Annotated in this window: 9 protein-coding genes; 2 read left to right on the forward strand and 7 right to left on the reverse strand. The window is 69.1% G+C overall.

What is annotated here, in order from left to right; genetic code table 11:
- Positions 1-35: 35 nt before the first annotated feature.
- The 3 genes from BM113_RS10200 to BM113_RS10210 are packed head-to-tail and all read right to left on the reverse strand — an operon-like array spanning position 36 to position 2427.
- Positions 36-299 carry a lipoyl domain-containing protein gene (locus BM113_RS10200; RefSeq protein WP_089787671.1) on the reverse strand — a complete coding sequence of 88 codons (264 nt, stop codon included), beginning with the start codon at positions 297-299 and terminating at the stop codon, positions 36-38.
- The gene (locus BM113_RS10205) at positions 296-1387 is read right to left on the reverse strand and encodes an alpha-ketoacid dehydrogenase subunit beta (RefSeq protein ID WP_089787673.1); all 1092 of its coding nucleotides are present in this window, start codon (positions 1385-1387) and stop codon (positions 296-298) included. Before BM113_RS10205 ends, BM113_RS10200 begins: the two co-directional genes overlap by 4 nt.
- Entirely contained in the window at positions 1387-2427 is a 1041-nt protein-coding gene (locus BM113_RS10210) for a thiamine pyrophosphate-dependent dehydrogenase E1 component subunit alpha (RefSeq protein WP_089787675.1), read from the reverse strand. Before BM113_RS10210 ends, BM113_RS10205 begins: the two co-directional genes overlap by 1 nt.
- A 132-nt stretch (positions 2428-2559) precedes the next feature.
- On the opposite strand from BM113_RS10210, the gene BM113_RS10215 reads away from it, so the two are divergent.
- Positions 2560-3294, forward strand: a complete 735-nt coding sequence (locus BM113_RS10215) for a DUF2391 family protein (RefSeq protein WP_089787676.1) — start codon at positions 2560-2562, stop codon at positions 3292-3294.
- Positions 3295-3419: 125 nt separating this feature from the next.
- Here BM113_RS10215 and BM113_RS10220 read toward each other — a convergent pair whose 3' ends face one another.
- The 4 genes from BM113_RS10220 to BM113_RS10235 all read right to left on the reverse strand — a co-directional run bounded on the left by BM113_RS10220 (position 3420) and on the right by BM113_RS10235 (position 9090).
- Positions 3420-4109 (reverse strand): MaoC family dehydratase, encoded by a 690-nt coding sequence (locus BM113_RS10220; RefSeq protein ID WP_177209144.1) that lies wholly within the window; start codon positions 4107-4109, stop codon positions 3420-3422.
- Positions 4110-4259: 150 nt separating this feature from the next.
- Entirely contained in the window at positions 4260-5117 is an 858-nt protein-coding gene (locus tag BM113_RS10225) for an alpha/beta fold hydrolase (RefSeq protein WP_089787878.1), read from the reverse strand.
- Positions 5118-5161: 44 nt separating this feature from the next.
- Positions 5162-6781, reverse strand: a complete 1620-nt coding sequence (locus tag BM113_RS10230) for a uracil-xanthine permease family protein (protein ID WP_089787678.1) — start codon at positions 6779-6781, stop codon at positions 5162-5164.
- A gap of 101 nt (positions 6782-6882) precedes the next feature.
- Positions 6883-9090: a VWA domain-containing protein gene (locus tag BM113_RS10235; protein ID WP_089787680.1), complete on the reverse strand. Its 2208-nt coding sequence runs from the start codon at positions 9088-9090 to the stop codon at positions 6883-6885.
- A 34-nt stretch (positions 9091-9124) separates the two neighbouring features.
- Here BM113_RS10235 and cobN point away from each other — a divergent pair, with 34 nt between their 5' ends.
- On the forward strand, positions 9125-13033 hold the full coding sequence (gene cobN, locus BM113_RS10240) for a cobaltochelatase subunit CobN (RefSeq protein WP_089787682.1): 3909 nt from the start codon (positions 9125-9127) through the stop codon (positions 13031-13033).
- Positions 13034-13073 lie beyond the last annotated feature (40 nt).

A 13073-nucleotide genomic window follows, 5' to 3' on the forward strand; every position in this document is an offset into this window, starting at 1 on the left:
GTTAAGCCGGAAAAACGGGAGCGAGGGCGGGCCGATTACGCCGGAACGATCCAGGCCAGCGTCGCCCCGCGTTCTACCTCGTCGTCCTCCTCGAGGACGATTTCGGCGAGTTCCCCCGCGACGGGCGCGGGCACGTCGACGCTGACTTTCTCGACCTGGTACTCGCAGATCGTCTCGCCCTCCCTGACGTGGCTCCCCTCGCGGGCGAACCAGTTGACGACGACGCCCTCGTCCTCCTCGGCGTCGTCCGGCCAGACGGCGTCCGTATCGACTGCGACGCGGTCCTCGCCCGCGCTCATTCTGCCCCCGATTCGGTCGATCGAACGCTCCTGACCGCCGCCGCGACGTCCTCGACGCTCGGGATCACTTCGTTCTCCATCGGCCGTGAGTACGGCAGGGGCACGTCCGGCACCGCGACCCGCTCGACGCCCTCGAGGTCGGCCAGCCGGTCCTCCGCGACGGACGCGATGATCTCGCCGGTGACGCCGTAGGAGCGGTAGTCCTCGTCGACGACCACGAGATGGCCGGTCTTCGCTACCGACTCGCGGACGGTCTCCGTGTCCAGCGGCACCAGCGTCCGCAGGTCGATCACCTCGGCGTCGATGCCGTCGTCGGCGAGCTCCGCCGCGGCCTCGAGCGCGCGGTGGACGTGCAATCCGAGCGTGACGACCGTGACGTCCTCGCCCTCGCGTTTCACGTCGGCGCTGCCGAAGGGGATCGTGTACGCCTCCTCGGGTACGGGGGTCTTCGGCCCGTCGGGAGCGGGCATCCAGCCGATCCCCATCAGGCGTTTGTGGAACATGTAGACGACGGGGTCGTCGTCCCGGATGGCGTTGTGCATCAGTCCCTTCGCGTCGTACGCCGTCGAGGGGACCACGACCTTCATCCCCGGCAGGTGGGCGAAGGTGCCGTACAGCGTCTGGGAGTGCTGGGCGGCGTCGTTGTAGGTCCCGCCGACGGCGGTGGTCAGGACCATCGGAACCGACACGCTCGCTCCGCTCATGTACGTGTTCTTCGCCATCTGGTTGTAGATCTGGTCCATACAGACGCCGAAGAAGTCGACGAACATCAGCTCCGCAATCGGACGCATCCCCTCCTGTGCGGCCCCGACGGCGGCCCCGATGTAGGCCGTCTCGCTGATCGGCACGTCCATGATCCGGTCGTGGCCGAACTCCTCGAGCAGCCCCTCGGTGCTGTCGAAGATGCCGCCGTAGTCGGCGACGTCCTCGCCCATGTAGAAGACCTCCTCGTCCTCGCGCATCTCGTGGGCGATCGCCTCGACCATCGCGCGGCTCATCGTCAGGTCGCGTTCGACGACCTGTGGTTCGGCGTCGTCTTCGGTCTCTGGTTCGGGCTCTTGTTCGGGTTCGGGTTCGGATTCCGCCATCAGTCATCACCCCCGCTTTCCGCGCCGGCTCTCGCGTCGGTCCCCAGGTCGTACGCCGGTTCCTCGTCGGTCACGCCCGACGGCGGGTTCGCGAACACGTCCTCGTAGGCGTCCTCGGGCGACGGTTCGGGCTGGTCCTTGGCCCACTCGATCGCCTCGTCGACCCGCTCGTGGGCGTCCTCCCGGATCGACTCGAGAGTCTCGTCCTCGACGCCGCGTCGGCGCAGTTCCGCCGCGAGCCGTTCGATCGAGTCGCGGTCGGCCGCCGCCTCCTGGTCGGCCTCGGGGCGGTAGGTCTGGGGATCCCCCATGAAGTGACCCATCCGCCGGTGGACCTGTACCTCGAGCAGCGACGGGCCGTTGCGGTCCCGGGCGCGGCCGATCGCCTCCTTCGCGGCGTCGGAGACGGCGATAGCGTCGTCGCTGTCGACGCGGGTGCCGGGCATGTCGAACCCCTCGGCCCGCCGGGAGCCGTCCGCGACGTCCGAGACGCGCTCTTTGGGCATGCTGATCGCCCAGTCGTTGTCCTCGATCACGAAGACCACCGGGAGTTCGCGGACCGCCGCGAGGTTCAGCGACTCGAGGAAGCCGCCCTGGCTGATCGCGCCCTCCCCGAGGAAGGCGACGGCGACGCTGTCCTCGTTTCGCTTGCTCGCGGCGAGTCCGGCCCCGACCGCGGGCGGACACCCCTCGGCGATGATCCCGCTGCAGGCAAAGCCCGCGTCGGGATCGAACAGGTGCATGTGCCCGCCCTTGCCGCCACAGAGGCCGGTCTCGCGGCCGAATATCTCCGCGGTCATGCGCTTCAGGTCGACCCCCTTCGCGATGGCGACGTGGTGTGGCCGGTGGGGCGCGGTCACCGTGTCGTCGTCCCGTAGGTGCCGGCAGACCCCCGCGGCCGCGGCTTCCTGGCCGGCGGCCAGGTGCAGCTCCCCCGGGATCGGGCCGGCCGAGATGTCGAAAGCCGGCTGTTTCCCCTCCAGGTACTCCTCCTGGAGTCGTTCCTCGTAGTATCGGGCCGTGACCATGTCCTCGAACATGGCTTGTAGTTCGGTAACTCCTCCCATGGATACCCGAGCGGGGGTTCCACACGAGGGTAGTTATAGGTATCTCGCGGGGCCCGACGCCCGCCTCCGAGGAACGCTTTTGTGCCGGCCGTCGCTTGTCCCCGTATGAGCGAGTCGGAGCCGGAGTCGGGCACGGACCGCGGCGCCGACGGACCAGGCGACCGCGAGGGCGAGTCCCGCGGAGAGTACGCGCTCGAGGAGGACGACCGGGACGCCGTCGACGTCGACGACGTCCTCGAGCGTCTCGACGAACTCGAGCGGTCGGTCTCGAGCCCCTCCGAGCGGGCCGACGTCCGCAGCGTCCGGCGGATGCTCGAGCGGGTCCCGGGTGGTCGGTCGGTCAGCAACGGCATCCAGCGGTACACGACCCGGGACGTCGCCGAGGGGTTCGTCGGCGGCGTCCTGCTGTCGCTGCCGATGGTCGTCGAGGACGGCGTCTTCGAGATCGCCGCGTGGTTCCTCGAGGCGACCGTCGCCGGGGTTCCAGTCGCACTGGTCGCGAACGTGACGTTCATCGTACTCCTGACCCACGGGTTACTCTACTGGACCGATTTCCGGGACGTGGAGGTATCGAAACCCTTGCTGGGGATCGTCCCGCGGCGACTCCTGGGGGTCCTCTCGGTGTCGTTTCTCACTGCCGTGTTCCTGCTGGTACTGTGGGGCCGTCACGAGGCGGGCAACCCGACGACCCTCGAGTTCGTCGCGCGGGTCACGGTCGTCTGGGCCGCGGCCGCCATCGGTGCGTCCCTCGGAGACATTCTCCCGGGGGAGAGCCAGGGGACCGAAATGACGATCGACTCGATCGACGACCTGACCGGACAGGGCGACGGTGACGACTGAGACGGATTGCTGTACGCATACACCGGCGCAATCGCCGCCCGGCGGCGGTTGGATCGGAACTGACGGACAGGAACCCGTACGAGGGGTAAGGAAGAGCCAACCGACACGCACCGGCGGTCGCAGTCCTATTCGTCCGGAAGCGGCGAGATCGCGACGACGGCCTCGCCGTCGATTACCGTCCGACCGTCGTCGTTCTCGTCGCCGTCGTCGCTGGCCGCCGAAACCGTCGTTCGAACCCGATACCGATCGTCACCCAGGTCCTCGAGGAGTTCACACTCCGCGGTGACCGCGTCGCCGATCTCGACCGGCGCGAGGAACTCGAGGTCCTGAGACAGGTAGACCGTCGTCCCCGGGAACCGGGCCAGCGCGGCGCTGATCGTCCCGGCGACGAGCGTGCCGTGGGCGATGCGCCCGCCGAACTGCGTCGTCTCGGCGAACCCGTCCTCGAGGTGGAGGCGATTGGTGTCGCCGGAGGCGGTCGCGAACGCCGAGACGTCGGACTCGGAGATCCGTTTGGTGAACCGCACGTACTCGCCGACGCCGAGTTCGTCGTGTTCCTCGACGGAGCGTTCGGTCAGCCACGCCTCGTCGGCGAACGCGAGTTCGGCGAGCGGCGACTCGACGGTCGTCGAGGCCCCGCAGTCGCGATCCGCGTCGGTCGTCTTGGACGCCGTCGGCGGCTGGACGCCCATCGACGCGAGGAACGCGTTGTTCGCCTCGAGGTAGCTGTTGAAGACGTGTTTCGAGATGCTGGACCACTGCTCGCGTACCGGTGTGGCGGTAGGCGTCTCGGAGTCCGGACTGTGAGTGCTCATGGTGAGTACGTGGCTGGCTCGCTCGAGAGCGGTGCCAGCGAAGCGACGGCGACTAGTTTGCGATAGGGTCCCTTGGCGTCGTTGCCAAATCGTATTGTCCCTGCGATCGTGACCGTTCACGTTCCGAACCGGTCGAACGGGGGCTGCCAGCTAAAGCGCCGCGATCCCACCCAGGAATTTGGCACTCACGTCGTTGAACGCCCGCGGCCGGTCCTGGTTGACCAGATGGCCCGACCGGTCCAGCGTGAGGTGCCGGCCGTCGTCGACGGTCGCTGCGATGCGCTCACCCTGGCGAACGACCGGCGGGGCCTCCTGTTCGCCGTGGACGACGAGCGTCGGCGTCGAGACGCCCGACAGCGACGGGGGATCGTACCGGAAGAGCGCGTCGAAGACCTTCCGGAACTCCGCACTCGAGACCTCGCTGACCGCCTCCATGGCCGCCGACTGGATCGCCGGATCGACGGAGAGCCACCGCTGGCCAGTCGTCGCGCGGATCGAGTACAGCAACGAGCGAAAGGTCGTCCGCGGGCCGGCCACGGACAGGGAGGTCGACACCGCCGGCAGCGGCGAGGCGAACCCCTTGACGCCGGACGGCAGGTCGACCGGCGGCATCGAACGCAACGCGCCCGCGAGGATCGCACCGGCCGCCCGGTCGGGATTACGGTGGAGATACTCCTGGACGACCATCGATCCGAGCGAGAGACCACAGAGGACCGGCGCGCCGTCGCTGTTCCCGCCGTCACCATCGGCCGCCAGATGCGAAAGCAGCGCCTCGAGGTCGTCGGCGAAGAGTTCGATCGAGTACCGATCGCGGTCGGTCGCGCCAGTGTTGCCGTGGCCCCGGACGTCCATCGTGACGACCCGGTAGTCGTCGGCGAAGTGTTCGACCTGTGGCTTCCAGGAGCGGCCGTTCATCCAGCCGCCGTGGACGAACACGAGCGGCCTGCCGTCGCCGCGGACGTCGTACCAGAGGGAACCGGAACCGTCGTCGAGCGGGAGGGTTGCCATCGACATCGTCTGTGTGCCGAGCACATATATACTGTCTGCCGGACCTACCGCGAGTCGTCGTCACCGCCGCCCTCGAGCCAGCGGTCCCAGAACGGTTCGAACTCGGAGTCGTCCTCCGCGATCCGGCTCCACTCCGCGAGGCCGCGCTCCTCGCGGCTCCCGGGGATCGTGTTGTCGAGCACGAGCGCCGCCAGCCCGCCGACGGCCATCCCCGTCGATCCGACGATGAAGACGGTGTCGACGACGGCGAGCGCCGCGGCCTCGAGCCAGGCCGCGAGGGCCGTACCGGCGACGGGGCCCGCCTCGAGCAGCGGCGCGAGCGTCGCCTCGGGGGCGACCGCGGCGCGGAACGCGAGCGTGCTCTCGAAGTTCGCCATGTACTCGGGAATCGCGAGTCCGACGAAGAGAGCGAAGCCGACGACGAAGACGTTTCTCGAGGAGTCGAGGTCCACGTGTCGCAGGTTCGAGACGCCGACGGCGACGATCTGGGCGAACATCGCGACGAAGAGCCCGCCGATGATCGGGTCGGGGATCGTCGCGATGAGCTGGCCGAAGTAACCGACGAAGCCGGCAAGGAGCATGACGACGGCCCCGATCTGGACGACGTACCGCGAGGCGACGCCGGTGAGCCCGATCGCGCCGATGTTCTCGGAGTAGGAGGTCGAGCCCCCGGTTCCCATCAGGCCGGAGAACACGTTCATCAATCCCTCCATCCCGATCCCGTGGTTGATCCGCTTCTCGCTGGGCGCGGCCGATCCGGTCAGGTTCGCGACCGCGTAGTAGTCGCCGATGCTCTCGACCATCGAGGCGAGCACCCCCGCGAACATGCCGACGACGAACGGGGTCGTCACCTGCGGGGTCCCCCACTGGAGCGGGTGGATGGGCAAAAGCAGCGACGCGTCGGTCACCACGCCGAGCGGGACGTATCCCGGGTGACCGGTGCTCAGGACGCCGAGCCAGGACAGCGTCGCGGCGACGATCCAGGCGATGCCGATCGCGAGCAAGACCGGATACAGTCTGAACGCCCGGTGCTGGAACTCGAGGTACTGGGAGAAAAGCAGGATGAGCCCGAGGGTGAGCCCGAGCAGCCACCAGCTCTGGTCCGGGCCGGTCACCTGCGGCGCGTCGAACAGCGCCAGACCGATCAGCGCGATGGTCGGCGCGATGACGACCGGCGAGAGGTACCGTCTGAGCTTGCCCACCAGCCCCAGATAGCCCATCGCGACCTGGACGAGCGCGGCGACGACGATCGCCCCCTGTAACTGGAGCAGGGCCGCTTGCCAGGCCGGTTGCCCCTCGAGACCCCCGAGGTCGCCGGCCGTGACGACCGCGACGATGGCGAGGGCCGGTGCGAGCATCGAGAACGGCGCGCCCTGGACGATCGGGTACCGGTTCCCGAACGTCGTCTGGGCGAGCGTCGCGATCCCCGAGACGACGAAGAACGTGCCGATGAACTGGGCGCGGATCCCGTCGGGCATGCCCATCGCCTCAGCCAGGATCAGCGGGACCGCGATGTTGGCCCCGACCATCGTCAGGTAGTGCTGGATCCCGAGCACCGCCGATTCGCCGAGGGGCGGTTCGTCCTCGATTCCGTACGCGATCTCGTCCGTGGTTCCGGTGGCCGCCTCCTTTTCCTCAGCCGCCGCTGGATCGTCCTCCTTCATGCTCGATGTGATCTCGTCGGAGAAGGGAAGGGGGCCCTCAAGTCAGTGTTGATATGCGTCCGAACCCTGCCGCCGTCCGTCGGTATCGTGGCCCGTTCGACTCAGTCTCTTTCGACCGCCGCGTTCGCCGCCGTTCGGACCGCGTCGGGCGACAGCGCCGACAGGTCCACCAGCCGACCGTCGGTCTCCTCGGCGATCACGTCCGTCAGATCGGCACGACGGTCTTCTCCCCCGGCGTCGACGACGAGCACACGCGCGTCGCTCTCGGCCAGTCCGCGGGCGGCCTGCCGGGTCGCCGCCGTGGGACTGCCGTCCGCGACGTTCGCCCGGCCGTCGGTAACGAGGACGACCACCGAGGCCTCGGTCTCAGCCCGCTCGAGGACGCGCCGCGAGGTCTCGAGGCCCGCCGGAAGCGGCGTCCGGTCGCCGGTCGGGAGCTCCTTGAGGTGGCGCGCGGCGAGGGAGACGCTGTCCGTCGGCGGCAGCAGGACCTCCGCGTCGTCGCCCGCGAACGCGACGAACGCGACCCGGTCACGCTGCCGATAGCTATCGCGGAGCAGTTCGAGCACGACGCCTTTCGCGGTCCGCATCGCCGGCCGCATCGAGGCGCTGGCGTCGACCGCGAAGACGACCGTCGCCGCCGCGTCGCCGGCCCGGACCGACTGCCGGAGGTCCCGCTCGCGGACGCTCGAGTCACCTCGAGCGGCCGCTGCGCGAACGGACGGCGCCGCGTCGACGGGGCCGTCACCCGAGGCGCGTTCGGTCCTGACGCGTGCACCCCGGTTGTCCGGGCTCGGGGTCGCGGCCCCCCTGTCGCCGGCCCCGGCGGCCGCCGCGTCGGGCGAGTCCTCGAGGTCGGTCGACTCGAGGTCCGGAGCCGCGGCGTCCCCGATCTCGGCGCGCCGCTGGCCCGGGACGATGGGGGTCGCGTCCTCCGCGTCTTCGCTCCGGTCGGTTTCGTCGTCCCCGCTCGAGTCGCTCGAGTCCGACGGGTCACTCGAGTCCGAGCCATCCTCGAGCGTCGTGGGCGCAGGGTCGGCCTCTCCACCCCCCTCACCCTGTTCGTCCCCGCCCGGATCGCCGTCACCGGGCCGCTCGGAGCGGTCTTCGGATCCATCGTCCGCATCCGTATCGCTATCGTCGGGGTCGGCGTCGTCGGGCGGGCCGGAGCCGTCACTGCCGTCGCTCCCGTCGCGATCGCCGGTCGCCCCGTCCTCGTCGTCCGATCGTTCCTCGCCGTCGGCGTCGTCCTCCGGGTCACCGTCCTCCCGCTCGTCGAACCGCTCCTCGAGCAACTCCTCGAGATCCGGGGGCTCCTCGAACGGATCGCTGCGGAGCCGATGCGGGAGCGCGTACCGGGCCGCCTCGCGGACGTCCGACTCGATGACCGTCGTCCGGCCCTCGAGCGCGGCCAGCGTCGTCGCGGTTCGGGCGATGGCCACGTCGCCGCGATGGCCGTCGACGCCCGCCTCGAGACAGAGGCGGGCGATTTCCTCCTTGAACTCCCTCGGGAGGGTAACCTCGGGAAGTCGCTCGCGGGCCTCGCGGAGGTCAGTCCGGAGCGTGACGACCTCGGCCGCGAACGCGGTCGACGGGTCGCCGCCGTCCCCCTCGTCGCCGTCCTCGAGCACGCGGTCCATGACCTCGACGCGGTCCGCCACGTCCCGACACCCCTCGACGGCCGCCCGGAGGGCGAACCGGTCGCGCAACTGCGGCCGGAGGTCGCCCTCCTCGGGGTTCATCGTCCCGATCAGCGTGAACTCGGCCGGATGCGAGACGCTCACGCCGTCGCGTTCGACCGTGTTGACGCCGGTCGCGGCGGCGTCGAGGAGCACGTCCACGAGGTGGTCCTCGAGCAGGTTCACCTCGTCGACGTAGAGGATCCCCCGGTGGGCGCGGGCCAGCAGGCCGGGATCGAAGTCGGCCTCGCCGGCGAGCGCGTCCTCGACCGAGAGGGTGCCGACGACCCGATCCCGCGTCGCGCCGAGCGGGAGCGTCACGAGCGGCACCGAACGGGTTTCGACCGGGAGTTCGTCCGGCTCCCGGTCACGGCAGTCCGCACACTGCAGGGCGGGCTCGGTGGGATCGCAGCCGTACGGACAGTCCGCGACCGCCCGCTGTTCCGGCAGCAAGTCCGCGAGCCCGCGGACCGCCGTCGACTTCGCGGTCCCCTTCTCGCCGGCGATCAACGCCCCGTCCAGGTCGTCGTTGACCGCGACGGCGAGCAACACTCGCTTGAGCTCCCGCTGGCCGACGATCGCCGGAAAGGGGAGCGACGATAGCTTTTTGTCCCCGGCGTTTGCAACCATGCTTGAGCTAATACAATAGAGGTTTAAAAACTCGATGACACGGATCGGGATCTACACGGCGACGGAGAACGAACTCGGATCGATCGGGCGGGCCGCCCAGCGGCTCGCCGACGAACGAACGGACGTCGAGTTGGTCGTCCGCTCGGAGAGCGACCTCGAGGAAGAGGCCGACGTCGAGGCGTTCGTCGACGACCTCCGGGACGCCGCGGCGGCGATCTTCTGGCTGCACGGGGCCGAGGACAGCATGCCCGGCTACGAGTACGCGACGGGGACCCTCGAGGAGGCCAGCGTTCCGCTGATCGTCAAGGCGACCGGCGACGCGTTCGCCCTCGAGGACACGACGGTCTCGACCGAACATCGGGACCGCGTCTACGACTACCTCGAGCGCGGCGGGACGATCAACGTCGAGAACCTGTGTCGGTTCCTCGCGGCCGAGTACGAGGGCCGGGACCTCGAGTACGACGAACCCGCCGACCTCCCCACGGAGGGCGTCTACCATCCCGATCACCCCGGAATCGGGTACGAGGAGTTGCTCGAGACCCACGACCCCGGGAAGCCGACGGTCGCGATCTGGTTCTACGAGTCCCACTGGACCCACGAGAACACCCGCTACGTCGACCGGCAGGTTCGGGCGCTCGAGGAGCAGGGCGCGAACGCGCTGCCGATCTTCTGTAACCCCGCTACGGACACCGACGAGCAGGAAGACGCCGAGTGGGTGACGGACAACTGGCTGCTAGACGATGCGGATCAGCCGGTCGTCGACGCCGTGCTCTCCTCCTTTATGTTCTCCCTCTCGATGGACGAACGCGGCCGATCGGCCAGCGACGAGGGCGAGTCGGCCGAGGACGTCTTCCTCGACCGCCTCGGGGTGCCCGTCCTGCAGACGGTGACGACGATGCGGTCCCGGTCGCGGTACCAGTCCAGCGATACGGGCGTAATGGGCTTCGAACTCGCTCTCTCCGTGGCGCTGCCGGAGTTCGACGGGAACGTCATTACCCACCCCATCTCGGGGAAAGAACGCACCGACGACGAGGCCGGCATCGGCAGCGCGCCGAAACACCACTTCCCGATCGAGGACCGGATCGACCACGCGACCCGTCTCGCGGTCAACTGGGCCCAACTCCGCCACACGCCAAACGAGGAGAAGAACGTCGCCGTCGTCCTGCACAACTACCCGCCGAGCGACGACGGGATCGGGACCGCGTTCGGCCTCGACAGCCCCGAGTCGACCGTGAAGCTGCTCGAGGAACTCGAGGCCCGCGGCTACGACCTGGGCGACGACATGCCCGAGGACGGCGGGACGCTGGTCGAAAAACTGACCTCGCAGTTGACCCTCGATGACCGCTGGGTCGCGCCGGAGGACGTCCGCGACCTCTCGGTCGACACCGTCGCGCCGGACACGTACGAGGAGTGGTTCAGCGAGGCCGACGAGCGGTTCCGGGAGAACGTCGTCGAGGAGTGGGGCGACGTACCGGACCGCCCGTTCGCGATTCCCGGCGTCGAGTTCGGCAACGTCCTCGTCACCGTCCAGCCTCCGCGCGGGTTCGGGATGGACCCCTCGAAGGTCTACCACGACTCGGATCTGCAGCCGCCCCACGACTACTACGCGTTCTACGGCTGGCTCCGCAACGAGTTCGGGGCCGACGCGGTGGTCCACCTCGGGACACACGGCAGCCTCGAGTGGCTGCCCGGCAAGACGGTCGGCCTCGACGGGGAGAGCGCGCCCGATCAGCTGATCGACGATGTCCCGAACGTCTACCCCTACATCGTGAACAACCCCGGCGAGGGCACCCAGGCCAAACGGCGTTCCTACGCCGCCGTCGTCGACTACCTGACCCCCGTGATGCGGTCGGCCGGCACCTACGACGAACTCTCGGAACTCGAGGACCTCGCGAACCAGTACCGCGAGGCGGGGATGGAAGACGCCCGGGCGGACGACGGCGAGCACCTCGAGACGCTGATCCGCGAAACGGTCGAGGAACTAGATCTCGCAGTCGAACTCGGCATTGCGGGCACCGTCGACGAGAAAGCCGACGTCCGCGGCCCCGACGAGGCCGGTTCGACCCTCGCCGAGGGCGACGTCGCAGGTGACGAGGTCGACATCGACGAACTCGTCGAACGCGTCCACGAGTACCTCACCGACGTCAAGACGACCCAGATCCGGCTCGGGCTCCACACCATGTCCGAGCCGCCGGAAGGCGAGCGCCTCGTGGAGTACCTCGTCGCGCTCACCAGACTCGAGAACCCCGGCGCGCCGAGCCTGCGCGAGAGCGTCGCCGGCGCGCTGGGCGTCGATTACGACAAGATGCTGAACGCGCCCGGCGAGTACGACGAGGCGCTGGGCATGACCTACGCCGAGGCCGCCGACAGGGTCCGCGAGACCAGCGTCGACCTGATCGAGACGCTGGCGGCGAACGACTTCGACGTACCCGTGTCGGAACTCGAGAGCGGTCCCGATGCTGAGGTCAATATCAACCTCATGATCGTCGACCTCGAGACGATCGGCGATGCGAAGGCGAAACCGGGTGCTCACGACGACCTCCGCGAGGTGCTGGCGTACGTCTGCGAGGAGGCCCAGCCCCGCGTGCAGGGGGCCGAAGACGAGATTCCCCGGACGGCGGACGCGCTCTCGGGCGAGTACGTCCCGCCGGGCGGTTCCGGCGCGCCGACCCGCGGTGGCGTCGACCTGCTGCCGACGGCGCGGAACTTCTACACGCTCGATCCCCGCAAGGTACCCGCGAAGCCGGCCTGGCAGGTCGGAACGGAGGTCGCCGAGGGCGTGCTCGAGCGCCATCGCGACGAGGAGGGCGACTATCCGGAGGAGATCGGTGTCGTGGCGTGGGGCACCCCGACGGTCCGCACCCGCGGCGAGACTATCGCGCAGGTGCTCGCCACGATGGGCGTCGAACCCGTCTGGACCGACGCCGGCCGGATCGACGACGTCGAGCCGATCCCGCTCGAGGAGCTCGGTCGACCGCGGATCGACGTGACCACGCGCGTCTCGGGCCTGTTCCGCGACGCGTTCCCGGCCGCGGCGGGCGTGATCCACGACGCGGTGGACGCGGTGGTCGACCTCGACGAGCCGCCGGAGTTGAACTACGTCAAGAAACACGTCGAGGAGGAGGCCGAAGAACTGCAGGACGAGGACGGGCTGGACGAGTCGGACGCCAGGAAGGCGGCGAAACGCCGCGTCTTCACGACCAGGCCCGGCGGCTACGGTGCCGGGACGAACAAGGCCGTCGACGAGGGCAACTGGGACGACCGCGCGGACCTCGCCTCCGTCTACGTCCAGTGGGGCGGCTACGCGATGGGCTCCAGGGGACGGGTCTCGGACGCCCACGACGCCTTCGAGCGGCGGCTCTCGAACGTCGATGCCACCGTGAAGATCGAGGACACGATGGAACAGGACGAGTTCGACTCCTCGGACTGGTACGCGTTCCACGGCGGGTTCATCTCCGCGGTGAGCGAGGTTTCGGGCGAGGAGCCCGCGTCCTACGTCGGCGACTCCTCGGACCCGGACAACGTCGACGTCTACACGAACGAGGAGAAAGTCCGCAAGGCGATGCGCTCGCGGGTGCTCAACCCCGACTGGCTCGAGTCCATGGAGGACCACGGCTACAAGGGCGCTGGCGACCTCTCGACGACGGTCGACGTGACGCTTGGCTGGGACGCGACGGCCGGCGTCGTGAGCGATACGCTGTGGGCGGAGGTCGCCGAGAAGTACGCCTTCGACGAGGACCGCCAGGAGTGGCTGCGCGACGTCAACCCGTGGGCGCTCGAGTCCATCACGGACACCCTGCTCGAGGCGGTCGAGCGCGACCTCTGGGATGCCGACGACGGGACGGTCGACCGACTACGGGACCTGAACCTCTCGGTCGAGGGCGACCTCGAGGCGCGGACGAGCAACGAGGCGGTGAGCGCGGAGGTATCGGACGATGACTGACGAAGACGTTCGCCCGCCGACCCGTATGGAGCGTGATACC

It is taken from the genome of Natronobacterium haloterrestre (assembly GCF_900112205.1).
GTDB classification, from domain to species: Archaea; Halobacteriota; Halobacteria; order Halobacteriales; family Natrialbaceae; genus Natronobacterium; species Natronobacterium haloterrestre.

Excerpts from the sequence above, each read along its gene's own strand:
- BM113_RS10215 (WP_089787676.1), top strand. The coding sequence starts at position 2,560 with ATGAGCGAGTCGGAGCCGGAGTCGGGCACGGACCGCGGCGCCGACGGA.
- BM113_RS10225 (WP_089787878.1), bottom strand. The coding sequence starts at position 5,117 with ATGGCAACCCTCCCGCTCGACGACGGTTCCGGTTCCCTCTGGTACGAC.
- cobN (WP_089787682.1), top strand. The coding sequence starts at position 9,125 with ATGACACGGATCGGGATCTACACGGCGACGGAGAACGAACTCGGATCG.
- BM113_RS10210 (WP_089787675.1), bottom strand. The coding sequence starts at position 2,427 with ATGTTCGAGGACATGGTCACGGCCCGATACTACGAGGAACGACTCCAG.
- BM113_RS10205 (WP_089787673.1), bottom strand. The coding sequence starts at position 1,387 with ATGGCGGAATCCGAACCCGAACCCGAACAAGAGCCCGAACCAGAGACC.
- BM113_RS10200 (WP_089787671.1), bottom strand. The coding sequence starts at position 299 with ATGAGCGCGGGCGAGGACCGCGTCGCAGTCGATACGGACGCCGTCTGG.
- BM113_RS10220 (WP_177209144.1), bottom strand. The coding sequence starts at position 4,109 with ATGAGCACTCACAGTCCGGACTCCGAGACGCCTACCGCCACACCGGTA.
- BM113_RS10235 (WP_089787680.1), bottom strand. The coding sequence starts at position 9,090 with ATGGTTGCAAACGCCGGGGACAAAAAGCTATCGTCGCTCCCCTTTCCG.
- BM113_RS10230 (WP_089787678.1), bottom strand. The coding sequence starts at position 6,781 with ATGAAGGAGGACGATCCAGCGGCGGCTGAGGAAAAGGAGGCGGCCACC.